Below are 23,826 nucleotides of genomic sequence, written 5' to 3'. Positions count from 1 at the left end.
AGGCCTTTATGGGCCGATGTATCTCCGGCCGGCATGCCTCCTGCCTGTCATACCCGTTTCAGCGCTTCCTCAAGGTCAATGGCGCCGGTGTATATGGCCTTGCCGACAATGGCACCGGCCACACCGGTCTGCTTGAGCCGGATGAGATCATCGATGCTGCTGACGCCGCCCGAGGCGATAACCGCCATGGAAACGGAACGCTGCATCTCACCCATGGCCTCAAGATTTGGACCGGTCAGCATGCCGTCCCTGGCGATATCGGTGTAGATGATGGTTTCAACGCCCAGTCGCTCCATTCTCCTGGCAAACGCGACGGCTGTGAGCTGGCTGGTCTGTTCCCAGCCCTCAATGGCCACCAGGCCGTTCCTGGCATCTATGCCTACGGCAATCCTGCCTCCATATTTGGCAACAGCCTGCTCCACCAGCTCGGGATCCCTGACTGCCGAGGTGCCCAGGATGACTCGGGCCGCCCCCAGCGACAGGACCTCGTCGATATCCGCCATGGTCCGGATGCCGCCTCCGGTCTGAACAGGGATATCCAGGGCCTTGATGATTCTCCCGATAAGCTCCCGGTTGATGCTTCCCCGACCCCTGGCGCCGTCCAGATCCACCACATGAAGGAAACGCGCGCCCGCTTTCTGCCAGCGCAGGGCCATTTCGAGCGGATCATCCCCGAACACCGTCATATCGCTGTAGCTGCCCTGCCTTAAGCGCACGCATCTGCCGTCCTTTATGTCCACAGCCGGATAAATCGTCATACGCCATATACCACCTTCATGAAATTTCTGATGATGACAAGCCCTACATCGCCGCTCTTTTCGGGATGGAACTGCACGGCAAAGATATTCCCCCGGGCGATGGCCGAGTCATACAGAATGCCGTACCGGGAACGGGCCGCCACCAGCGATTTGTCTTCAGCATCCACATAATAGGAATGAACGTAATAGACATAGGGCGTGGGGGGCAGTCCCTCAAACAGGACGCAATCCCTGGCCATCTCAAGGCTGTTCCACCCTATCTGGGGCACCTTTAGTCCCATATCCAGCGGAAATTGCCTGACCGAACCCTTGAAGATGCCCATGCCCTCTGCCCGGCCGCCCTCGGTTCCGCTTTCCTCGCTGTACTCAAACAGCATCTGCAGGCCGAGGCATATCCCGAGGAAGGGCATCCCCTTTTCCAGGCACTGGCGGACCACCCGGTCCAGGCCCCTCTCCTTCAAATTCCCGAAGCAGTCCGCGAAGGCTCCGACCCCCGGGAGGATCACCCCATCGGCGGACAGGATCTCGTCCGGTGACGAGGTGACCAGGCAGGAGGCACCTGCGTATTCAAAAGCCTTCTGGACGCTCCTTATGTTTCCTGCGTTATAGTCCACAATGGCGATCATGGTTCAAACTTCTTCCCCGTAATGCGTTCGTATGCTTCTATGTATTTCTTTTCGGTTTTTTCGATAACATCCTGGGGCAGTTTGGGAGCCGGCGGCTGCTTGTTCCAGTCCAGGGTCTCCAGGTACTCCCTGAGGTACTGCTTGTCAAAGCTCTTCTGAGGCTGCCCGGGTTTGTAGTCGGCCAGTTCCCAGAACCTGGAGGAATCGGGGGTGAACAGTTCGTCAGCCACCACGAGCTTTCCGTCCAGGATGCCGAACTCGAACTTGGAATCGGCGAGGATGATGCCCCGGCTCAGGGCATATTCGGATGCCTTGCGGTAGAGGGCCAGCGATTTTTCCTTGAGCTCCGCCGCAAGCTCCTTGCCGATCTTCTTTTCCACGTACTCATAGGAAACGTTCATGTCATGGCCTTCGGTGGCCTTGGTGGAAGGGGTGAATATGGGCTCGGGAAGCTTATCGGCCTGGCGAAGCCCCTCCGGCAGTTTGATGCCGCTGATCTCGCCGGTGGCCTTGTAGTCTTTGAGCCCGGAACCTTCCAGGTAGCCCCGGACGATGCATTCGGCCTCCACCATCTTCAGCTTCCTGACCAGCATGGAGCGCCCCTGGAGCTCTTCCTTGAATTTGGAAAGCCCCATGGGATATTCGGAAACATCGGTGGTTACCAGGTGATTCCCGATGATATCGCTTAAGTACTCAAACCAGAACGCGGACAGGCTGTTGAGCACCTTGCCCTTATTGGGTATCAGATCGTCGAACACCACATCAAAAGCGGATATCCTGTCGGTTGCGATCATGAGGAGCATATCGTCCCCGACCTCATACACATCCCTGACCTTGCCCTTGATGAACACGGGCAACTGAATGAAACTTGTGTCTCGTATCAGCATCTTGTCAGCCTCCATCTTGAAGTATGGTTATTTATGCAGAGCGGACATTTTGTCCATGTCATTCTTCCTTAAAGCACACCCTTGGTGGAACAGACGCCCTTTATGGACGGATCCGGGGTTACCGCTTCCCTGAGGGCTCTTGCAAAGGCCTTGAACACGGCTTCTATCATATGGTGATTGTTTTTGCCGTGCAGAAGGCTGATGTGCAGGGTCATGCCGGCATTGACGGCCAGCGCGCGGAAGAATTCCTCAAACATCTCGGTATCCATTTCGCCAACCCGGGGACAGCTGAAAGGCACATTGAAGACCAGGAAGGGCCGGTTGGACAGGTCCAGGGCCACCTGGGCCAGGGACTCATCCATGGGGATCAGCGCGCTGCCGTACCTTCTGATGGACTCACGGCTGCCCAGGGCTTCGGAAATGGCCTTTCCCAGGACAATGCCGATATCTTCAACGGTGTGATGGGAATCCACATTCAAATCCCCTGTGCAGCTCAGTTCCAGGTCGAAGCGCCCATGCCCCGCCAGCAGGCACAGCATGTGATCCAGAAAACCAATTCCCGATGCGACGTTGCTCCTTCCCTCGCCGTCCAGGTTCAACACAAGCCTGATATCGGTTTCCTTCGTTTTTCTGGCAACTTCCGCTCTTCTCATCAGACTCACCCCGAAATTCGTCAAGTTTTTATCATTATACCATTGGCGCCATTACCGTTCCATGATCTTTTTGACGGCTTCAACCACCCTGTCCATATCTTCCTTTGTGCCAATGGTTATCCTGAGCCAATCCGCGATCCTAGGGTTACCCGCAAAATTTCTCACCAGGATGCCCTGCTCCCTGAGAAGCCTCAGGGCGTCGGGCCCCTTGAGGCCGGGAAGGCTTGCGAACACAAAATTGGACTTGGAGTCGGTACACGGGATCCCCATGCCGCGAAGGGTTTCCTTGAACCTTTCCCGCTCCCGGATGATCCTGCCGTTGATCTCCCGGTAGTACGCATCGTCCCGGAAAGCGCAAATGGCGGCAGCCTGGGCCAGCCGGTCCATGGTGTAGGAATTGAAGGAGTTCTTGATTCGGTTCAGGCCCTCGATCAGCTCCGGATGGCCCATAGCAAGGCCGATCCGCATCCCCGCAAGGGCCCTGGATTTGGACAGGGTCTGTACCACCAGCAGGTTGTCGTATTTTTTGACCAACGGAACCACCGACTGGTTGCCGAAATCCACATAGGCCTCGTCCACCACGATGAGGGTGTCCGGCCTTGCCCTGAGAAGTGCCTCAATCTCCGCAGGCGGGATATAAAGGCCGGTGGGCGCATTGGGGTTGGCAAACAGGATGCCCTTGGCTTCTCCGGGATAGCCGGAAAAATCGATGGAGAAGTCCTCCCTCACCGGGATCTCCCGGTAGGGGATGCCATAGAGCCTGGCATAAACCGGGTAAAAGCTGTAGGTCACGTCCGGAAAGGCGATCAGGTCATCGGGACCGAAGAAGGTCTGGAACAAAAAGGCCAGCACCTCGTCGGAGCCGTTTCCGGGGAATACCTGTTCGGCGGATAAGCCGTAATAATCCGCTACGGTTTCACAGAGTTCCCGGGAGTCCGGATCGGGGTAGAGCCTGAGGTCCTCGTTGGCCAGTTCCCTTAAACACGCAAGCACTCCCGGTGACGGCGGGTAAGGGTTTTCATTGGTATTGAGCTTTATCCGGATCTTGTCCCGGGGCTGTTCACCGGGAACATAGGGGGTTATGTTTCTCGTTGTTTCACTCCAAAATCTGCTCATGCGGATTCCCTTCCTTTATATGGAACCGCCCCCGCAGGACGGTCGGTCCTTTTTGCACAATCATTGGGTCGGCGCATCAGGCATTCCGGCATCTGATCCGCACCGATTCGGCATGGGCCTGAAGACCTTCGGCATCCGCAAAGGAAGCCACCCAGGGCGCTGCTTCCATGAAGGCCTTCCGGCTGAAGCTGATGACGCTGGACCTTTTGACAAAATCGTAAACGCCCAGGGGCGAGAAGAACCTGGCAGTCCCCGCGGTGGGAAGCGTATGGTTGGGACCGGCATAATAGTCACCCACCGGCTCGGGCGTATACTCACCAAGGAAGATGGCTCCGGCGTTCCGGATGCCCGACAGCAGGGAGAACGGATCCCGCGTGTTGATCTCCAGGTGCTCGGGCGCAATGCGGTTGGATATCTCCACGGCTTCCTCCAGGCCGGGCACCACCACAATGGCTCCATAAGTTTCCAGGGATTTTTCGATGATCGTATTGCGTCCCAGCTTTTCGGTCTGGTCTTTTATGGCCTTCAGCACGGCCTCTGCCTGGGCTTTCGAGGTGGTCACCAGGATGGCGGAGGCCAGTACGTCATGCTCGGCCTGGGACAGGAGATCTGCCGCCACAAAATCCGGGTTGGCCGTCTCGTCGGCGATCACCAGCACCTCGCTGGGCCCGGCGATCATGTCAATGCCGCAGATTCCATAAACCTGCTTCTTGGCCGTTGCCACATAGATGTTGCCCGGTCCTACGATCTTATCCACCCTGGGAATGGTTTGGGTACCAAAGGCCATGGCGCCGACGGCCTGGGCCCCGCCCACCGCAAACACCCTGTCAACTCCGGCAACCACCGCGCAGGCCAGGATGATGGGGTTGACCTTTCCGTCCTTCTGCGGCGGTGAGCAAAGGATGATTTCATCCACACCGGCCACTTTTGCCGGAATGCTATCCATGAGCACGGACGACGGCAGGGGGGCGGTTCCGGCCGGCGCATAGACGCCCACACGGCTTAAGGGGGTCACCTTCTGACCCAGAATGGTTCCGTCCTCCCAGGTGGTAAACCAGGAGTTTTCCCTCTGCCTTTCATGGAAAGCCCGGATATTGGCAGCCGAGCGCTCAATGACCTCCAAAAGACCCTTGTCTATTGCGGCCTTCGCTTTCTCCATTTCCTCCCTGGAGACCTCCAGGCTTCCAACCGATACCCCGTCAAATTTCAGCGTATATTCATGAAGCGCCTCGTCGCCCCGTTCCTTGACGTTGCGAAGGATTTCCGACACCTTTTCCTCAACATCCTTCCGCCCCTCCGGGCTGCGCCGGTTGAGGGCTTCAAACAAGGGCTCCAGGCTATCCTTTCCGTATTCGTACAGTTTCATGGTGAAACCTCCTTTATAAAGGGCACACATCATGTCTCCCGTTCAATTATCTTGTCATTGCGAGGAGGCAGAGCCGACGAAGCAATCTCACTTACTTCCATGGCCTTTTGTAAAGTATTGAGAGATTGCCGCGCTCCACTTCGTTCCGCTCGCAATGACAGCCAACCTCACACCGCCTGCCTCTCTCCTCTATTCCTTCAACTGCGCGCGGATGGCGTCGATGAGCCTTCGGATGCGCTCATTCTCCATCTTCATGCTCACCCGGTTGACGACCATCCTGGCACTGATATCGGCAATGGTGTCCAGGACCACAAGACCATTTTCCTTCAGGGTCCTTCCGGTCTCCACCAGGTCCACGATAACCTCCGAAAGGCCCACCAGCGGGGCCAGCTCCACCGAACCGCTGAGCTTGATGATTTCAACAGACTCCCTGCGCTTATGCCGGAAATAGTTCCGGGCGATTTCAGGATACTTGGTCGCCACGCGGGTGATGGTGATGCTGTCCATCTTTCCTTCCAGTTCCCTGGGTCCGGCAACACACATCCTGCATTTGGCAAAGCCCAGGTTGAGCACCTCATACAGGTCACGCCCCTCTTCCAGCAGGGTATCCTTGCCCACAATGCCGATATCCGCCGCCCCGTATTCCACATAGACCGGGACATCGGCCGGCTTTGCCAGGAAGAAGCGCACCTTGTTCTTCTCATCGGAAAGGATCAGCTTCCTGGAGTTCTCCTTCAGCTCGGAGCAATCCAGTCCGGCACCTTCCAGCAGATCGATGGACAATTCGGTCAGCCGTCCCTTGGACAGCGCGATGGTGATATATCTCATAGATCCGTGCTCCTTTCAAACGTTTCAAAATTGCCATCGGCACGGAACAGGAGAACCTTTTCAAGCCCCTTGGCCCTGGCATATTTCAGGCAGGCTTCGAGGCCGCCCATACCGATGTCCAGCTCGGCGATCCCGCCTTCCGCAACAACCTTTTCGCAATAGGCATCGGCATATTTGCGGGCACCCTCCTCGTAAGTAATCAGGATACCCTGACAATCGCCGTTTTCTATGCGGCCCTGTCGTTCCAGTGCCATCATGATCATGTTGATCCCCATGGAAAAACCGGTGGCAGGACAATCCTTGCCAAACTTTGAAACCAGGCCGTCATACCGGCCTCCGCTCAGGATGGGGAATCCCACCCCATAGGTATAGCCTCTGAATACGATGCCTGTGTAGTAGTTCAGGCTCTGGACCATGCCCAGGTCGATGGACACATACCGGCCCATGCCCCTGTCCTCGAGGATGTCCAGCACTTTCTGCAGGTAGTCAAGGGCCGCCGAAGCCTTTTCACCAATCGGGTCCCTGCTGATCCCCGCCAGGATATCCTTGTTGCCGAACAAGCGGGGGAGATCCAGGATGAGCGCTTTCAGGTCGTCGCTGACTTCATGCCGGTTCATGACCTGTTCCACCGCCACAAAGTCCTTCCTGTCGATGAGTTCCCGTACCTCTTCCACCTCGTCGGGGGACAGTCCGGATTTTTCCATGATGCCCTTGAAGAAATCCACCTGGCCGATATCGATCTGGAAATCTTCCAGGCCGCAGGCCTTAACGGCCTTGACCGCCATGGAGATAACCTCCGCATCGGCCTCCGGCGAATGGATGCCCAGGATCTCAACGCCGGCCTGGGTAAACTCGTTCTGTTTTCCCCCTCCCAGCTCGTCAAAGCAGAAAGTATTGCCTATGTAGCAGCATTTGAGCGGGAGGGATTCCTCCCTGACCCTGGTTGCCACAACCCTGGCAATGGGAATGGTCAAATCGGGACGCAGGACCAGGAGCCGGCCTTTCCCGTCGCAGAACTTATACATGCTTTCCTGCCGGATAAGCCCGATCTCCCCGCCAAAGGCATCATAGAACTCAATGGTGGGCGTTTCCATTTCAATAAAGCCATAGCTGGTGAAAAGCCTTCTCAATCCGGCTTCCAGCTTTCTTTTGATCCGGCACTGTTCAAACAGGATATCCTGTACGCCTTCCGGCGTATAGATGCTCCACCGCTTCATGGCGCATAACCCCTTTAATACTTCATCTCTTTAAAGTGATACATCATTGATGTATTCATTATACTGACCTGCAGGACCTGCGTCAAGTTTTTTCTCAAAATGAATTTGTGCATAGGATGAAATGTCAGGTTATAATAGGAATGACGACCGGGCCGTATGGGCGCAGGGCGATCGGGCCGGCAGCCAAAGGTTCGGTTTTCAAAAGGCTCATGCGGCTAAACAGGCGACAGACAGGTAAGAATACCATGCTGAGGATACATTATTACAGATATGATCAGGATTATACAGGCTGGGACATATGGCTGTGGGAAATGGGTCATGAAGGCTCTCTTTACAGCTTCAAGTACCAGGAAAGGCTGAATCAGGAGCCCGGCAAGATTGCGATGGTGGCCGAGATCGACGTTTCTTCCTTCAAAAGCGATCGGGCCGGTATCATTCTGCGCCGTGGCGGCTGGCATGAGAGGGATCTCCATATCGACCGGTACTTCCATATCAGCGAGGAGGCCCGGACGGGCACGGCGGATATCTATGTGGTGCAGGACACCATCGAAATCATGTATTCCGAGGAAGATCTCTGCCTGACACCGGGCTTTGAAACAGCCGTGTTCCAGAACTTCAGGGAGATCTATGTGAAGCTTCAGGCCCCGGCCACGGCCCCGTTAAGCCAGGAACCCTTCAAGGTGCTTGAGAACGGCCTTGAGGTGCCCATCCGGCATGTGACCCAAATCCGGGGTGCCCGCGAGTTTGTCATTTCCCTTGAGGAGGACATGGTCCTGGGCAGCTCCTACATGGTGGTCAAGCCGGGGTTCCGCATCGGTGCGGTAGCCTACGGGATGCTCTACGACACCCAGGAATTCGAGGAGAAGTTCACCTATACCGGGGACGATCTGGGGGCAACCTGGACGCCTGAGGCCACCATCTTCCGGGTCTGGTCTCCCATCGCAACGGCCGTTTATGTCAACATCTTCGAGAAGGGTTCGGGCCCGAACCTGCAGACCGTGGAGCCCATGGTGCGCGACCTGCAGGGCACCTGGGTCGCCAGGATCCCCGGGGATCTTTCCGGTAAATACTATACATATACGGTAATCGTCATGGGCATGACCCTCGAAGCGGCAGACCCCTATGCCCGTTCATCGGGCGTCAACGGGCGTCGCAGCATGATCCTGGACCTGAGCAAAACCAATCCGCCGGGCTGGGATAAGGTGAAGCATGTCACGCTGAAAAACCCAACCGACGCGGTGCTCTACGAGGTGCATATCCGCGATGCTACCATCCATGAGAGCTCGGGCATAAAGATGCGGGGCAAGTTCCTGGGCCTTGCCGAAACCGGAACCAAATCGCCGGAGGGTGAACTGACCGGTCTCTCCCATTTTGCGGAGCTTGGGATCACCCATGTCCATCTCATGCCCATCTTTGATTTCTTCACCGTTGACGAGACCAGGCTGGATGAGCCCCAGTACAACTGGGGTTACGATCCGGTCAATTACAATGTCCCCGACGGTTCTTATTCCACGAACCCGGAGGACGGCGCCGTCAGGGTCCGGGAACTGAAGCAGATGATCCTGGCCCTGAAGAACGCCGGCATCGGCGTGGTCATGGACGTGGTCTACAACCATACCTACAAGACTGCCGAGTCGGATTTCAACAAGATCATGCCGGGCTATTACTATCGCACCGACCGGCACAACCGGTATTCCAATGGCTCGGGGTGCGGCAACGAGACCGCTTCCGAAAGGTCCATGGTCAGAAAATTCATTGTGGATTCGGTGAAATACTGGGCCCGGGAATACAAGATAGACGGGTTCCGCTTCGATCTGATGGGGCTGCACGATGTTGAAACCATGAACCTGGTTCGCAGGGAACTGGATACCATCAACCCGTCCATTCTCATATACGGCGAGGGCTGGACCGGCGGCCCGTCCCTGCTGGAAGGTTCCCTGGCCGCCACCAAAACCAACGCCCCCAAACTGGAACGGATCGGCTTTTTCAATGATAACACCCGGGACGGCATCAGGGGGGACAATTTCCACCATCATCAGACCGGGTTCATCACGGGAAATTATTACATGAAGGAAAGCGTCAAGTTCGGCATCGCCGGGGCGGTATTCCATCACGGCATCGATTATTCCCGCATCATTTACAACAGCTTTGCCTGGGCGGGCCATGCCTGGCACTGTGTTAACTATGCGGCTTCCCACGACAACCTGACCCTGTACGACAAGCTGCGCGCCAGCAGGCCGGATCTGGACGACAATGAGTACATGAAGCTGGTCAACCTGGTAGGCGCCATTGTGCTCACGGCCCAGGGCATCCCGTTCCTCATGCTGGGCATCGACATGATGCGCTCCAAAAACGGGGAACACAATTCATACAATCTGCCCGATGCCATCAACCAGATCGACTGGAGCAACAAATCAAAATATCGCCCGGTTTTCGCATACTACCAGGGACTGATTCGCCTGCGCAGGAGCCATCCCGCTTTCAGGATGGTCCTGGCGGATGACATCAGAAGGCACCTGCATTTTCTGCCGTCCAGGGAGAGCAGCATCGTCTTCATCCTGAACCACCACGCCAACGGGGATCCCTGGGAAACCATCCTGGTGGCCATCAACGCGGGAACCGAACCTGAAACCATCGTCCTTCCCCTTCCGGGGCCCTGGCACGTGGTGGCCGATGCAAACCGGGCCGGCACGGACATCCTGTATACGGTCCGGGATCCTTCCGTCACAGTGCCGCCCAGAGCCGCCATGATCCTTTTCCATGACGATGCCGGCGCTGTCTGACAACATCTATTGCCCGATGCCGACACGCATTCATACCGGCAGCGGTGGGGCTGTCCAAATTTGATGTGGCATGGCCCATTCCGACGTGTTAAGATAGAATCAAACGCGAAAAGACACCATTGGGAAAGGTATGATGCACATGAGCAAACCAAATAACCTGATCCTCTATATTACATCTTTTCTGTCCGGCATGACGGTCATGGCCGTCGAGCTGGCCTGCTCCAGGCTGCTTGCGCCCTATTTCAGTTCCTCGCAGATCGTCTGGACAGTCATCATCGGTCTCATCATGATCTCCATGAGCATAGGCAACATGCTGGGAGGAAGGCTTGCGGACAAGCATAAAAGCCTTGGACGGCTGTATTTCTACATCTGGATAGCCTCCCTCTGGATTGCCGCCATTCCTTTTGTGGGCAAATACCTGATATCGGGGATCATAGGACTTCTGTTGCTCTTTGTTCCCGGCGGCCAGTTTGTGGTAGCAGGTTCCGCCCTTTCCTGCCTGGTCATTTTCGCTTTTCCCATGGCCCTGTTGGGCATGGTGTCCCCCTACCTTGTCAGGCTGGGCATACACGATATGGAAAGCAGCGGCAAGACCGCCGGCAAGATCTATGCCATGGGCACCATCGGAAGCATTATTGGCACCTTCATCCCCACCTTTGTCACCATTCCCACCATCGGAACCGGCAAAACCTTCTTCCTGTTCGCTTTCCTTTTGAACGTGGTCTGCGTTCTCTACTTCATATTCCGCAGGGAGCGCCGGATTAAAAACATTGTGACAACCATCCTGCTTCTGGCTTTTCTCCTGATGCCCTTCCAGGATTCCTTCGCCTATTGGAAGACCAATATCATCTATGAGGGCGAATCCCTCTACAATTACCTCCAGGTTTCCGAAACCGAGGATTCGGTCATCCTTTCCACCAACGTGGCTTTCGGCGTCCAGTCCATCTACAAGAAGGACGGCTCCCTGTCCGGCTATTACTATGAATACGCCCTGATGGCTCCCTTCTTTATGGAGGAGGCCTCTTTTAACAAGGACCTGGACGTGCTGGTGCTGGGCCTGGGAACCGGCACCTACTCCAAGCAGCTCAAGAAGTATTTCCCCAATTCATCCTGCGATGCGGTGGAGATCGATGAAAAAATCGCCCGGCTCGCCGGCGAATATTTTGAACTTAAACCGGATGAGGCCACCATCTATATCAACGATGGCAGAAGCTTTCTGGACACCGGGAATGCCGGGCTTTACGATATCATCCTGGCGGATGCCTACCAGGACATCACCGTACCCTTTCATATGTCCACGGAGGAGTTTTTCCGGAAAGTGAAGGAGCACCTGAAACCCGGCGGTATCCTCATCGTCAACATCAACATGAAATCCGGCGATTTTACGGGTGTGCCCGAATACCTGGCCGGAACGGTAAAGAACTGCTTTAAAAGCGTTTACCGCGTGGATCTCATCAATGTGACCAACTCGGTACTTTTTGTCAGCGATCTTGACAACATGCCGGAAAACTATGCGCGGAACACCCAGACCGCTATCGCGGAGGATCACGATCTCTATGCCATCTCCAGGTATGTGGGCAACAATATCAGGGAAGTTGAGGCATCCGACCTGATCCTCACCGATGATCTGGCGCCGGTGGAAGTCCTGGGACAGAAATCCCTCAACCGGCTTGTTGAGCAGGAACTGGAATACTACCGTTCCTATATGAAAGGCAAGGGTCTGAAAGATATCCTGGAAATGCTTGAATGATATGAAGAGGGGGTCTGACGGATTATGAAAAAAAATCGGCTTGGCCATACCGATCTCCATGTGACGGAGCTCTGTTTCGGCGCGCTTCCTTTTGGCCCGCTCCAGAAGAACATCCCGGTGGAAGAATGCACCGAAATCCTTTCAGAGGCATTGAGGGCAGGCATCAACTTCATTGATACCGCCCAGATGTACCAGACCTACGAACCCATCCGCCGGGCCATGAAGGCAACCGGCGTCCGGCCGATCATCGCCACCAAGTCCACAGCGGCCAGTTACGAAGCGATGCAGAAGGCCGTAGAGGAAGCCCGCACACAGCTCGATGTGGACACCATTGACATCTTTCTGGTCCACGCCGCCAGAATCGACGAATCGGTCTTCACCCAGCGGGCAGATGCGATCAGATGCCTGCTGGACATGAAGGAAAAAGGCGTCATCCGGGCGGTGGGCATCAGCACCCATTCGGTCAGGGCCGTCCGTGCAGCTGCCGTAAACAGGGATATGGACGTGATCTTTCCCATCCTCAACCTCAATGGCATCGGCATCCTGCACGGGACCAGGGAAGAGATGGAGGACGCCATCTCTGCCTGCATAGCCAACGGCAAGGGCGTGTACCTCATGAAGGCCCTGGGCGGCGGAACGCTCATAGACCAATATGATCAGGCCATGTCCTACGTGCGGAGCATCCCGGGGATCGCCTCGGTGGCCATGGGCATGGTGAGCCGTGAGGAGCTTACATACAATATCCGGTATTTCAATGGTGAACTGAACGACACGGATGTTCGTCCCGCGGCACAGAACAAAAAGCGATTCATCGTGGTGAAAGTCCTGTGCAACAACTGCGGAAATTGCCGGACAACCTGTCCCAACGAGGTCATAGAGGAGGAAGGCGGGGTTTCGGTCATCCGGGAAGACAAGTGCCTGACCTGCGGTTATTGCGTCAGCTCGTGCAACCAGTTTGCCATACGGATGGTCTAGGCAGACTCGTCAGCCGATAATCAGGGGAACTCCGGCCCCGGCCACTTCAGCGCTTTCTGGAACCCGGGCATTTCTGCTGTTACGGTAGCTGATGATGGAGGCCGCCAGGGTAATGAGCGACCCTATGGCAAATATCAGGGAGGCATACACTCCCAGAAGTTCCGGACTGATTTCTCTATCCCTTGTCATGATGGCATACCCACATCCACTGGACCTGGTTCATTCTATTCATCCGCTCATCATTCCGTTCATGGTTGGCCCAGGTGCGGGCATATCATCTGTGAATGCGTCCAAAGGGAGTCCAGGCCGGATTTCTTCCGAAAATCCGGCCTGCTCTCATCATGGATCCCTTGAGAAGCTATTCTATATGACGGCAGAGATTTCTGCAGCCCTATAGACTATTTGGTAATATCGAACCTGTCATGGACCACGTTTTTCCCGTTATCCACATGGTATGAAGTGACCGAAATCTTGTCCTTCTGCACCTTCAGCACGGTGAATACAGGCTTGTTGTCGTCAAACAGCACCTGCGTCCAGGGTCGGTTTTCAGCATCGTAGTATTTGCTTGCCGAGCTTCCCCCGGTGATATAGGTGGTACCTTTGCCGGGAGTGGTTTTTACGCCATTCTTCATGGTGGTGCGCAGATACAGGTGATCGTGACCGTTGAGCACCAGATCGATGCCCAGTTTATCCATGACCGGCGCAATGGCATTCCTGAGCTCGGACTCGTTATAGAATCCCGCATACAATCCTCTGTGCATCACGACGATCTTCCACTTCTTATTGGATGAAGCCGCCTTTTTCTGCATCCACTCCAGCTGGGGCTGGATGCTGGCCTGCGTGTTCAGAACCATGAACAGGGCATCGTCGGTCTCAAAGGAATAAGCGGTTTCCGCATATCCCGAAGGTCCGTTCTCCGGTAAGGCCAGGTAGGCACGGTAATTGATCAGATCGGTATCGTCATAGGTCTCATGGTTGCCCGGAACCGCCATCATGGGCAGCCTGGACAACACGTTGAATGAATAACCGAAGAACATATCCCATTGGGACTTGTTCCCGCCCCTGTCCACCATGTCACCGCCCAGGATGACAAAGGCAGGATTCTCGGCAACCGCGTAGGCCCGCTGCAGGACATTGCCGAAGAGCGAATAGCCTGCCGCGTTATAGGCCTGCGGATCGGTCAGGAACAGGAAGGAATAGGTTTTACCGGTATTGGGCCAAACCAGTTCATAGGTTTCGCTGGCCCGTCCGACGCTGTCCCTGAAGCGGTATACATAAGCCACGCCGGGCTTCAGGCCCTTTACGCTCACCGTATGGGAACGGACCGTAACCAGCCGCCCGCCGTCAAGGATATAGCCTTCGCTGTCTTGCCCATTGAATGCGGACGCGTTCTGGAAGGTTCCGGTAAACTTGCTCTTCTCAACAATCTGAATGACGGTGCCTGTCTGATCAGGCGGCGTCAGGTAATGGAACTTCAGGGCCGACGGGCTGTCGTCAAAGGCGATGCTCAGCTTCTGGATCTCCAGACCGGAAGCCGGCTCGCTGACCGTGAAGCGATAGATGTTGCTCAACAGACCGTCCTTGACAGCCTGGAGGGAAACCACGCTGCCCGGCGCCATATCGGTAAACACATCGGAACGGGCAAGGCCGTTCTTATCGGTCGTCAGGATATGGAATTCCATCATCCCGTTATAGTAGATGCGGGCATTCTCCACCGGGTTGCCCTCTTTGTCGGTGACCCGGATCTCGGTCATGCTCCCCCTGGAGAAGCCGTCCACCTTCAGAATCAGGTCGTAATCCTGCTGTTGGACTGCAGGGGAAAGGCTGAAGGTGGAACCGCCCTTGTTCTGGCCCACAATCATGGCGCCAAGCACCAGGGTGAGATCGGGGTCCGCAGCGGTATATTCCTTGGGCCTCATGCGGATGGTAACCGCCTTAAGCTCAGGTTCCCTGGTGGCCGCATTCAGGTTCTCGACTTCGATGATGATCCTGCCGTTCTCCGTATCCACAACGTTGTGGACAACCTTGCCGTTCTTCATCCAGTCTTCAAGCTCGGCCTGGATTCCCGGCGTTTTGGTGTCGGCATCCACTATCTCCACACTATCCTTGTCATAGGCAAAACTGAGGTACAGCTTCTTCAGGGTGTTGGGATTTTTGATGCTGACGGTGTAATCATAAGCTCCCACAACCGTATCGCTTTCGCCGACTGTCGCAACAGCCTCGGGAGCGCCGGTGCTGACCCTGAAGGTAACCGCCTTGGATCCGTTGTTGCCAAACTTGTCGGTAAACCTCAGCTTAGCCACATGGAGTCCGTCGGCAAGCGGAACGTTTGCGCCAAGCTGGGCCTCCACCTGGTATCCCTGCGGGATCTCAGTTATTTTCACATCATTCACCCTTCCGTTGTCCAGGAAGAGCTGAATGCTGTTCTTGTCAATGGCGTTGTTATCGGTAATCTGGGCCTTGAACTCCACTTTTCCGGCCTGGAAAACAGCCTGGTCCGCAGGAGCCTGAATGGTTCCGGAGGGCGGCACCAGATCGTCGCTCTTGGCTCCGTAGATGGCACGGATCTGATCGATATAGATGGTGCCTTTGGTGCGCATATCATCGCGGGAACACATGAGTCGGACAGGCAGTTCCAGGGTAAACGGGCCTTCCCTGCCTGCGGGGATGGCAGCCTCGACATACTTCCAACCCGTCCAGTCAATACCTCCGGTTCCGGTGTCCGGCCTGTATTCGGAGGTCAGGTTGATGTCAAAGGTCTCTCCCTTGCCGTCCCTGAGCCTTGCACGAAGCCAGTTCTTGCTGTTGTCGCCATATACCCACATGCCGATGGCCGTCGGGGTCTTGTCAAGCACGATGGTGGCACTGGTACCGTCGGGTCCAAGCGGATAGGCATAGACACCCGCCGTACCTTTTTCCACTCCGGCAGCCAGGGTCATGTCATAGTCGAGCCGCAGCACCTTGCTGCCAAATGCCGCCAGGTCGGGATCTTCCACGATCCGGGCCCTGTGGGAGGCAACGCGCACGCCTGTTGTACCCCACGCCGTTCCGTTCTCGAAGCCTTCCAGCACCACGGGAGGCTGGGCGATGTATACGGTAATGCTTGCCGTCTGCTTGCCCAGGGTCACTTGAATGGTTCCCTGACCCTCTGCATTGCTGGCGGCCGTGAATACGCCATCCTTCGTAATGGAGCCCACATTGCCCTCAACCTTCCACTGGGCCAGCCGGCTGTTGGCTGCCACCGGGACAGTATCCAGCTGGGCCATCAGGGTGATTTTCTGGGACGTGCCGGGCAGGATGTTAAAACTGTAGGCGCTGGGCCTGATGCCCGTTATCTGGCTGGGCGACAGCACCACAATGGTAGCACTGCCCACGGCATCCCCGTATCGTGCCGTTATCTGATAGGTTCCGGGGGTATCGGGCGCCGTATACTCCCCGTTCTGGATTTTTCCGCCTTTAGCCTGCCATTCGACTTCTCCGGGAATGGCTGCAGGGAAGAAGTACTCGTCCGTTCCCTTAACCGAGAGGTTAAGTGTTGAACCCGGCAGCATGAATGTCTTGCCCGGGTAGATATGTAAGCGTTTGAGCTGCTGCGACGGGCTGGCCTCTCCGTTGCCTATCCGGATCGCCTGTTTGGATACCAGAAGGAGGGCATTGGAATTGGCCCGCTCGCTGCCGTCGGATGGACTGTTGAGGACCTTGGGGGAAGTATCACCGGGCATGCGCGCGGCAATGGTGGAAGAACCGCCGCCGTCAAGGGAAATGGCGTTTATGCAGCCCTGATCCTGCAGGAATTTGGCCGCATCCATGCTGGAGATACCGAAGCTGTGCCCGTTCTTCCTGCCGTCCACCTGCAGGAGGACGACCTCGCCGTTGGCCTTCACACCGATAGCCGTGTAGGGGTTCACATCGCTGGTGGGAATACCGTCCGGGATCTGGCCGTCCTTCAGAAGGATTTTCTCGCCACCGATGGCCTGCTGGACATCGGTCCATTGATCCTCGGGATCCCTGAAAGAAAAAGCGATGGCATCGCCCACATTAAGCTGGCTCAGCGCATACTCGCCATTCTTGCCGTGCCGGGCGGACAGGACCACCTGGTCTTTTCCGATGGGCGTGGCCATGGCGTTGGCATTGACCGCTGAAACCGTACCGATCAGCATGTTGCCCAGGGCCGGTGTACCCGTGCTGATATCGACAACGACCTCCAGGCTGGGCACGCTGCTTCCGGTTGTCTGCCCGAAATCCGAAGTATACATGTAAGGCCCCCAGTCGCCCTGGGCCTTGTTGAAATTGGCAATGGCAAATTCCTGGCCGTCACTCAGTACGGCCTTGATCTCAAGGGAAGGAAAACCGATGACGACAGAGCCGTCCTTTTTAAAGCCAATAGCGCCCCATTTGGAGGCGTTGTTGCTTATCAGCCTGCCGTCCTTAATCATCAGCCCTATGGGCACGCCGTTGCTCAGGTTATAGAAATCGCCGTTGATGCCGCCGATCACGGTATAACCCTGCGCCTCGGCCTCCGCAATCATTCTGGACAGGGTTGCCCGACCGCCGACCGTATTCCCGAAAAAGGTCAGCGCCTGGGCATCAGAGGTTTTGGGGTTGAATGAGATGGTGTATCCCCGTTTAGGCGTTCCTGAAGGCGTCTTGCCCACCCAGGTATCCAGAAACACGCCCTGGGCGATTTCCCTTCTCTCATTGAACACCATCGTGCCCATACCGTTACCGTTGGTATAGGCATACAGACTTTCGGTAAACGGGAAAACCAGGCAAATGCAGATCAGAAAGGATAATACAGCCTTTGTAACCCTCTGCTTGCTTTTTCTCATGTACTAACCCCCCGATAAACAGGTAAGATGATAATGTTGGTAACCGGTTATGAAAAGTTTAGCACATTCTCCCCCCAGAGGATAGGTTATTTATGTTAACAGTCTGTTTCCTTTCTGTTACAGGCGCACCGGCCCCGGTATTCCGGATGAGCCCATAAAGACCGGCCTGCCGCCGGACGCTTCTTCCCAGGGGGGCTGTCCCCTCCCCCGCATAGGCCGGCAGCATTACCGTAAAGAGAAGAATTCTGCCATTATCAACTTGTGAGTAGCCGGAATGAATTCCAGGGTGATAAAATATAGGTAGTCGTGTCGGGAATCTGTAACACGGGCTAGAGAGAATAAGATTTGAAAGGATGATGATAGTGTATTGTCCAAATTGCGGCAAAGAGCTGGTGCAGAATGCCAGGTTCTGTGATGCCTGCGGTTCCCCGGTGGCATCAGACCAGGCTGCTCCGGCAACCGGCAGCACCAGTGAGCAGGCAGCTCCGGTAACGCCCAACATTTACGCAGATTATCCTCAAACCGTTTCCGAACCTCCAAAGCCACGCAAGAAAGGACTTTTCCTCAAGATTACGGCTATCGTTCTGGCCGCAGTGGTTTTGCTTGCAGGCGTGACGGTTCTTGGCTACCATACCTTCCTGCCAGCCAAAATGACTTTGCAGTATGCCCAGTCCAATACCCTGAAAAAGACCTGGAATTATATTGAACAGTCACTGGACCGAAGCGAGAAAGAAACGGATTATTTGCTGAATACACCCGTCAAAGCCGACACGAAGATCAACTTCAAACTGGATCCTGGTCTTCTGACAGCACTCGGGCTGGATGAGAAAATGGCAGACCTTGTGGGCGGATACATCAGCAATGTTACCATTCAGGCCATATCGGAAGCCGATATCCCCAACAAGAAACAGAACTTCACCCTCAGCCTGAACTATCTGAACAACCCCCTCATCTCCCTGAACGGCTTTTTCGACAACGACAGGATGGGTGTTGCCCTGCCCGAACTCAGCCAGAAAGGTATTGTCGGCAGGTTACAGGATCTTTCCAGGCTGGCGGAACTCTATCCTTATTCGTTTGACACCTCAACACTGGAGCCCCTGGCAGGCATCAATCCCTGGCTTGCTTATGATCTGCGCCAGGAACTGAAGATCGACCGCAAGGATCTCAAGAAGCTGCTGGATACATACGGCATGTTCCTTGTCAACGCCACAAGCGGCGGCGATATGTCCATCAGGAGGGGTAAAACCACCGAGCTCTTCGGAGAAGAGATCCGCTGCCAGGAAGTCACCATCACCCTGGATCAGAAGGCACAACTGGAATTGGTAAAATCCCTGCTGGACACCATGGCGGAAGACGAAGCCCTGTATAATGCCGTTTTTGGCAAGGTTTCAAAGCTCCTTGAAATCCTATCCGCCGGCAACCCGGCACTGGCAGAAAATCTGCCGGGTATGGATATGAAAATGATCCTGGGCAAATCCCAGATACGCACGCTCCTGAATACCGCCAAGCGTTCTCTCAGCAAGGACATGTTCCCCGAGGAAGCCATCATCAGGATTTATATCCGGGGATACGATGTGGTGAAGTATGAGCTTGAGATCCCGCAGACCTCAACCGATGAGGAGATCCTGATCACCTTTGAAAATGTGATTGATGGTGATGATTTGAGGATGCGGCTGAGTTTTGAGGGCGATTCCGGCTATGAGCGCGTAGCCATGTATCTGGATATCGATCAGAAATATGACAAGGCAAGCGATACCTCGGATCTCGCCGTAACATTCGATGTGAAGCTGGACGACGGTGATGACGGCATCTTCAGGATAGTCTATAAATCCAACGAGGATCCCGAAGGCTCCAACAAGATCAAGCGCCTGATCGATGCTTCCGTTGATTTTGAGCTGCCTTACAATGACGGCATCAGCCTGACGATTTCGGCCGATACCACCGAGACCAGGAACAAGAACGGCTTCCCCGTCATTATTGAAGGAACCATTGATTTGTCCATGGGCGGACAGCTGTCTCCTTCATCGGAGCGCACCAACATCACCCTGGGCCTTGAAAGCTATATCCAATATGATATCAATGTAAAAACACCCGACTGGGTGGCCAATGCCATCGACCTGGGCACAGCCACCAGGGAGGACCTGGAAGCCTACATCGAGGAGATTGCCGAAACCCTCGGCAATATCATAAGCATGGCCCAGTACCTGTTCTGAAGCCAAGCGCCTTAAGCCTCTCAGGCTTATAGAAAAGCCGGCATCCAGGCACGGATGCCGGCTTTATTGCTGTCACAAGGACCTGCCCGATCTAGCTTGCACTGTCTTTCCGGCCAAGCCGGAGCAGAAGGTAGGAAACGGTCAGCAAAATCAACGACGCCGCCAGGAACACCCTGATGGCGGGCATGGCATAATTCCATTCATCGGGGTTTGCATAGAGCGCTGTAATGGCTGACAAAGCCCATCCCTGGGGGGTCAGGCGCGTGATGGGCACCAGTTCCCTGGGTATTCCCGCAAGGTTCCAGAGACATCCCCCCATCAGGCCGGTGATGATGGAAAAGACCGGGGCCACAGCCTGGAGCTGGGCAGCGGTTCTGAAAAGGGAAGCCAAAAGCATGCTGACGGAAGCGGCACAAAGGATGTATGCCATCATGACCAGCCAGGAACTGAATCCGGTCAGCATGGTGATATCAAAGACGATTTGCTGGATGACCACAAAAAGAAGGGTTTGAAAAAATCCGAGCACAAACAGGGCCAGCGTGTTTCCCAGGTAGACCGAAAGGAGCGAACCGGGCGAAGAGAAGATGCGGTTCAAGGTACCGTTGGACCGCTCCTCGCAGACCCAGCCGCTGCCGAATATCAGGGTCAGCATGACGAACAGCACCAACACGCCGGCGGATGCCGCCGCATAGGGCGGGATGGACACATCCTCCAAAGACACCGGGCTTCCCTCTATCTCCTCATAGAGGATGGTCATGGGCGGAACCGGCTTTAAATAGCTCTCCACATGGGCCCATATCTCCTCGCGGGTTACCTTGTTTCCCACCCCGTTCTCCTCATAGCGCCTGGTGATCCAGTCATAGGCATATTCTGCGGCTCTCAGCTGCAACACTTCGGCGGCCACGATCTCCTTGATGAGCTCTGTGGAAACTGTCGTGGGTGATTTGACAAGCTCCAGAATGCCCTGGGTCTTACCGCGCAGAATGGCGGCTTCAAAGCCTTCAAGGATGAACACGCCCGCTTCGGCTTCTTCGTTTTTAAGCAGGGTATCTGCCATTTTGCGGTTTTCAACCTCGATCACCTTCAGGCCTTCCTTCTGGGAGATGCCGGAGATAAGCGCCTTTGACAGGGCGCTTCCATCCTCATCCACGACGGCCAGGGGCACATAGCCCAGTTTTTCGTCCCGCTGGGCATAACCCATGATCATGGCCAGAACGATCGGGATGATCAGCATGGCGGCGATAAACATCCTGTCCGAAAGGATGATTCGCATGCGGTTTTTAAAGACAACCAGGAATCTCATGCCAGCCGCCTCCTTTTCAGCCGGTGAACCAGAACGGCACCGGCAAAGTATAATGCCGCCAGGGCGAGCAGCGCCTTGCAGCTGGCGGAGATTCCGCCGGCATCCCCGCCGGCCAGGGCAGCCAGAAAGCCTTCAGCCGACCAGCGGTTTATGGTAAGCATGCTCAAATCCCTGCACAAGGCGGGAAGGGATGTAAGCGGATAAACGCTTCCACCGATTATGGCCATCAACAGGATGGACAGGTTGGCAATCAGGTCCGTTGAGGCCAGCGATGTGGCAAAGGATGCGATCAGCATGGAAAATGCAGCAGCCGCCACAGTGGTGCAAAGAAACACGGGAATGAACGGGCCGATTTGCATGCGGCCAATGCCTTTCGCCGAAAGTTTAAGGAAAAGGCCCACCACCAGGAACTGAGCCGTGGAGATCCCCACCGAAAGGAGCAGTTTGGCGCTGATGGACTGCCACCCGCCTGCCGGCGCAGCAATAACGCGCGTCGATATACCCAGGCTTCTTTCCTGCGCCAGCAGCTTGATACAGGGGATCGATGCGAACATGATGAAAACCGCCAGGAGGGATGCGGCATAATGCTCAATCGCGCTGACCCCGTATGCATCCAGCCTGGTTTCTGTAAAGACTTCCTTTCGGGCCAGCACGGTATTGATAAACTCTTCATTGGCACTGACCAGATCCTGGTAGATCTGATCCGGATCAATGCCTGCCCTCTGTTCGTAGTCCCTGATGGCATAGAGCTCGGCAAGGCCGGCTGAAACCGCTGCTGAGCCCACCACGGCCACGTTCTTAATCAGCTGTGACTCCAGGTGCAGCAGGCTATTTCCGATAACCTTCCCCTGCTCGGGCTCCCAGCGGTCCACGCTGGCAGTGATGTTTTCAGGGATGACGATGGCCGCGGCCACCTCATTTCTTCGTATCATTTCTCTGGCTTCTTCTTCGTCTGTTTTGTAGATATTATCGAGAATCTCCAGCTTCTTCAGTTGTGCGGCCAAAACGCCGGTCCACACGGAATTCTCCTTGTCCACAACGGCAATGCTGAAGGGTTCCACAAAGACCGTTTTGTCCAACAGGGGGCCAAGTGCTTTTGCAAAAATGCTGATCACCAGGACGGGCATGAGCAAAAGCAGCAATAATGCTTTTACGTCCCGCAGGACGATTCTGACATCGTTCTTAAGTATGGACAGAAAAGCCTTCATCGCATCTCCTCCAGATTCAGCATGAGCGCTTCAAGGCTTTCTTTGCCGGTCTTCTCCAGGATGGATTCCAGATTTCCTGTATGGAGCAGAACCCCCTTGTTCAGGATGGCCAGCCGATCGCACAGAAGCTCCAGTTCGTCGATATAGTGGCTGGTAATGATAATGGTGCAGCCATTCGCTTTCAGACTCCTGATCATATCCGCAACCGTGGTTCTGGAAAGGATATCCACGCCTGCCGTCGGTTCATCCATGATCAGAATGTCGGGCTTGTGAAGCAGCGATGCGGCTATGTTCAGCCTGCGCTTCATGCCGCCTGAAAAGGTTGCCACCTTGTCCCCGGCCCTGTCCCCGAGCCTCAGGTATTCCAAAACCGCCCGGATCCGCTGGTTCTTTTGCTGCCCTTTGAGCCCGTAAATGCCGGCCCATAAATCCAGGTTTTCATATGCCGACAGCATGGGATACAGGGCTATCTCCTGGGGAACATACCCAATCCGACTGCGTATTTTCCCCGGCATCTTGACGATGCTCTTGCCCTCCACCAGGATATCTCCTGAATCAGGCCTGTTGATAGTGGCAAGAAGGGATATGAAGGTGGACTTGCCGGCCCCGTTGGGACCTATCAGGCCAAACACCTCTCCCTTGTTGATTTCAATGCTTACACGATCCAGGGCGACCCTTTTGCGGTATCTTTTTGTTACTTCCCTGACTGAGATAAAGGAATTGGTATTCATTGTTCCTCCAAAGCATCGGTTGGTTGCTACGGGCAACTATTTGCCATAATGCCATTCTACACCATATGCGCTGCCATTACCAAACAGAAATTTTCCCTCGTTCCCTGGCTTATGCGACAAAAAAAAACGGCTTTTCAGCCGTTTTACTATAAAACATGGTTCTATAATAAATGTTGGGGTGCCGAGGGACAGAACACTTCGGAACTCCAACATTTTTTTGCAAACAAAGAGAGCATGGAGTGAATTCTCTAGTAAAATGAAGTTACCCAATCCAACATTTTAAAGGAGAATCAACCATGCTCTACAAAGATTATACGCGAGAATTTATTGGATTTGAAGATGTAACCGTTACCTTCGCAGAAAGAAAGGACAATCAGTTCCACATTTATATGAGAATGAAGCGAAAAGCCCATGAGTGTCCCCGCTGTGGTCGGACTACGGACAAGATTCACGATTACAGAGAACAACAAATTAAGGATATATCTTCGTTTGGAAGCTATACTTTCATACATCTGCGGAAACGACGCTATGTATGTCCTTCATGCAATAAAAGGTTTTATGAAGAGGTACCTTTCCTGCCAAG

The 23,826-nt window shown here is 55.0% G+C and carries 18 protein-coding genes; 5 read left to right on the top strand and 13 right to left on the bottom strand.

Features of this window, described 5'->3' with window-relative positions; translation table 11 throughout:
- Nucleotides 1-47: 47 nt before the first annotated feature.
- From hisA to hisZ, 8 genes are all read right to left on the bottom strand, one after another.
- The gene (gene hisA / locus F3H12_RS02065) at nucleotides 48-758 is read right to left on the bottom strand and encodes a 1-(5-phosphoribosyl)-5-[(5-phosphoribosylamino)methylideneamino]imidazole-4-carboxamide isomerase (RefSeq protein WP_149677693.1); all 711 of its coding nucleotides are present in this window, start codon (nucleotides 756-758) and stop codon (nucleotides 48-50) included.
- A complete protein-coding gene (gene hisH / locus F3H12_RS02060; RefSeq protein WP_149677692.1) occupies nucleotides 755-1,384 on the bottom strand; it encodes an imidazole glycerol phosphate synthase subunit HisH in 630 nt (209 codons plus the stop codon). The genes hisA and hisH overlap by 4 nt, the downstream gene beginning before the upstream one ends.
- A complete protein-coding gene (locus tag F3H12_RS02055; protein WP_149677691.1) occupies nucleotides 1,381-2,271 on the bottom strand; it encodes a phosphoribosylaminoimidazolesuccinocarboxamide synthase in 891 nt (296 codons plus the stop codon). The genes hisH and F3H12_RS02055 overlap by 4 nt, the downstream gene beginning before the upstream one ends.
- 68 nt (nucleotides 2,272-2,339) lie before the next feature.
- Nucleotides 2,340-2,924 carry an imidazoleglycerol-phosphate dehydratase HisB gene (gene hisB / locus F3H12_RS02050; protein WP_149677690.1) on the bottom strand — a complete coding sequence of 195 codons (585 nt, stop codon included), beginning with the start codon at nucleotides 2,922-2,924 and terminating at the stop codon, nucleotides 2,340-2,342.
- Nucleotides 2,925-2,975: 51 nt separating this feature from the next.
- On the bottom strand, nucleotides 2,976-4,040 hold the full coding sequence (hisC, locus tag F3H12_RS02045; RefSeq protein WP_149677689.1) for a histidinol-phosphate transaminase: 1,065 nt from the start codon (nucleotides 4,038-4,040) through the stop codon (nucleotides 2,976-2,978).
- A gap of 76 nt (nucleotides 4,041-4,116) precedes the next feature.
- Nucleotides 4,117-5,406: a histidinol dehydrogenase gene (gene hisD, locus F3H12_RS02040; protein ID WP_149677688.1), complete on the bottom strand. Its 1,290-nt coding sequence runs from the start codon at nucleotides 5,404-5,406 to the stop codon at nucleotides 4,117-4,119.
- Between the two features lie 189 nt (nucleotides 5,407-5,595).
- On the bottom strand, nucleotides 5,596-6,234 hold the full coding sequence (hisG, locus tag F3H12_RS02035) for an ATP phosphoribosyltransferase (RefSeq protein ID WP_149677687.1): 639 nt from the start codon (nucleotides 6,232-6,234) through the stop codon (nucleotides 5,596-5,598).
- The gene (gene hisZ / locus F3H12_RS02030; RefSeq protein ID WP_149677686.1) at nucleotides 6,231-7,451 is read right to left on the bottom strand and encodes an ATP phosphoribosyltransferase regulatory subunit; all 1,221 of its coding nucleotides are present in this window, start codon (nucleotides 7,449-7,451) and stop codon (nucleotides 6,231-6,233) included. Before hisZ ends, hisG begins: the two co-directional genes overlap by 4 nt.
- A 245-nt stretch (nucleotides 7,452-7,696) precedes the next feature.
- Here hisZ and pulA point away from each other — a divergent pair, with 245 nt between their 5' ends.
- The 3 genes from pulA (at nucleotide 7,697) to F3H12_RS02015 (ending at nucleotide 12,959) form a co-directional block, all read left to right on the top strand.
- A complete protein-coding gene (gene pulA, locus F3H12_RS02025) occupies nucleotides 7,697-10,234 on the top strand; it encodes a type I pullulanase (RefSeq protein WP_188118323.1) in 2,538 nt (845 codons plus the stop codon).
- A gap of 139 nt (nucleotides 10,235-10,373) precedes the next feature.
- Nucleotides 10,374-11,984 (top strand): spermidine synthase, encoded by a 1,611-nt coding sequence (locus F3H12_RS02020; protein WP_149677684.1) that lies wholly within the window; start codon nucleotides 10,374-10,376, stop codon nucleotides 11,982-11,984.
- A gap of 24 nt (nucleotides 11,985-12,008) precedes the next feature.
- The gene (locus F3H12_RS02015) at nucleotides 12,009-12,959 is read left to right on the top strand and encodes an aldo/keto reductase (protein WP_149677683.1); all 951 of its coding nucleotides are present in this window, start codon (nucleotides 12,009-12,011) and stop codon (nucleotides 12,957-12,959) included.
- Nucleotides 12,960-12,968: 9 nt separating this feature from the next.
- Here F3H12_RS02015 and F3H12_RS02010 read toward each other — a convergent pair whose 3' ends face one another.
- Nucleotides 12,969-13,148 (bottom strand): hypothetical protein, encoded by a 180-nt coding sequence (locus tag F3H12_RS02010; RefSeq protein WP_149677682.1) that lies wholly within the window; start codon nucleotides 13,146-13,148, stop codon nucleotides 12,969-12,971.
- 209 nt (nucleotides 13,149-13,357) lie between these two features.
- A complete protein-coding gene (locus tag F3H12_RS02005; RefSeq protein ID WP_149677681.1) occupies nucleotides 13,358-17,788 on the bottom strand; it encodes a phosphodiester glycosidase family protein in 4,431 nt (1,476 codons plus the stop codon).
- 362 nt (nucleotides 17,789-18,150) lie between these two features.
- Between F3H12_RS02005 and F3H12_RS02000 the strand changes: the two genes are divergently transcribed.
- Entirely contained in the window at nucleotides 18,151-20,001 is a 1,851-nt protein-coding gene (locus F3H12_RS02000) for a zinc ribbon domain-containing protein (protein ID WP_188118322.1), read from the top strand.
- 91 nt (nucleotides 20,002-20,092) lie between these two features.
- Here the strand turns inward: F3H12_RS02000 and F3H12_RS01995 are convergent, their stop codons facing one another.
- Genes F3H12_RS01995 through F3H12_RS01985 form a run of 3 tightly spaced genes read right to left on the bottom strand, consistent with a single transcriptional unit; the run spans nucleotide 20,093 to nucleotide 23,243 of the window.
- On the bottom strand, nucleotides 20,093-21,304 hold the full coding sequence (locus F3H12_RS01995) for an ABC transporter permease (RefSeq protein ID WP_149677679.1): 1,212 nt from the start codon (nucleotides 21,302-21,304) through the stop codon (nucleotides 20,093-20,095).
- Nucleotides 21,301-22,512, bottom strand: coding sequence for an ABC transporter permease (locus F3H12_RS01990; protein WP_149677678.1), 1,212 nt, complete (start codon nucleotides 22,510-22,512; stop codon nucleotides 21,301-21,303). The genes F3H12_RS01995 and F3H12_RS01990 overlap by 4 nt, the downstream gene beginning before the upstream one ends.
- Entirely contained in the window at nucleotides 22,509-23,243 is a 735-nt protein-coding gene (locus tag F3H12_RS01985; protein WP_149677677.1) for an ABC transporter ATP-binding protein, read from the bottom strand. Before F3H12_RS01985 ends, F3H12_RS01990 begins: the two co-directional genes overlap by 4 nt.
- 296 nt (nucleotides 23,244-23,539) lie before the next feature.
- On the opposite strand from F3H12_RS01985, the gene F3H12_RS01980 reads away from it, so the two are divergent.
- Nucleotides 23,540-23,826: transposase family protein (locus tag F3H12_RS01980; RefSeq protein WP_149677676.1), on the top strand; the 287-nt coding region annotated here is incomplete at its 3' end.

The sequence above is a fragment of the Thermoclostridium caenicola genome (assembly GCF_900142095.1).
GTDB lineage: Bacteria > Bacillota > Clostridia > DSM-8532 > DSM-8532 > Thermoclostridium_A > Thermoclostridium_A caenicola.
This window is presented reverse-complemented; position numbering and strand designations above follow the sequence as displayed.

Bases quoted from the DNA above. Each gene is read 5' to 3' on its own strand.
- hisB (WP_149677690.1), bottom strand. From the start codon at position 2,924: ATGAGAAGAGCGGAAGTTGCCAGAAAAACGAAGGAAACCGATATCAGG.
- hisG (WP_149677687.1), bottom strand. From the start codon at position 6,234: ATGAGATATATCACCATCGCGCTGTCCAAGGGACGGCTGACCGAATTG.
- F3H12_RS01985 (WP_149677677.1), bottom strand. From the start codon at position 23,243: ATGAATACCAATTCCTTTATCTCAGTCAGGGAAGTAACAAAAAGATAC.
- F3H12_RS01990 (WP_149677678.1), bottom strand. From the start codon at position 22,512: ATGAAGGCTTTTCTGTCCATACTTAAGAACGATGTCAGAATCGTCCTG.
- F3H12_RS02015 (WP_149677683.1), top strand. From the start codon at position 12,009: ATGAAAAAAAATCGGCTTGGCCATACCGATCTCCATGTGACGGAGCTC.
- hisZ (WP_149677686.1), bottom strand. From the start codon at position 7,451: ATGAAGCGGTGGAGCATCTATACGCCGGAAGGCGTACAGGATATCCTG.
- F3H12_RS02055 (WP_149677691.1), bottom strand. From the start codon at position 2,271: ATGCTGATACGAGACACAAGTTTCATTCAGTTGCCCGTGTTCATCAAG.
- hisC (WP_149677689.1), bottom strand. From the start codon at position 4,040: ATGAGCAGATTTTGGAGTGAAACAACGAGAAACATAACCCCCTATGTT.
- F3H12_RS02005 (WP_149677681.1), bottom strand. From the start codon at position 17,788: ATGAGAAAAAGCAAGCAGAGGGTTACAAAGGCTGTATTATCCTTTCTG.
- hisH (WP_149677692.1), bottom strand. From the start codon at position 1,384: ATGATCGCCATTGTGGACTATAACGCAGGAAACATAAGGAGCGTCCAG.
- F3H12_RS02020 (WP_149677684.1), top strand. From the start codon at position 10,374: ATGAGCAAACCAAATAACCTGATCCTCTATATTACATCTTTTCTGTCC.
- F3H12_RS01995 (WP_149677679.1), bottom strand. From the start codon at position 21,304: ATGAGATTCCTGGTTGTCTTTAAAAACCGCATGCGAATCATCCTTTCG.
- hisD (WP_149677688.1), bottom strand. From the start codon at position 5,406: ATGAAACTGTACGAATACGGAAAGGATAGCCTGGAGCCCTTGTTTGAA.
- hisA (WP_149677693.1), bottom strand. From the start codon at position 758: ATGACGATTTATCCGGCTGTGGACATAAAGGACGGCAGATGCGTGCGC.
- pulA (WP_188118323.1), top strand. From the start codon at position 7,697: ATGCTGAGGATACATTATTACAGATATGATCAGGATTATACAGGCTGG.
- F3H12_RS02010 (WP_149677682.1), bottom strand. From the start codon at position 13,148: ATGACAAGGGATAGAGAAATCAGTCCGGAACTTCTGGGAGTGTATGCC.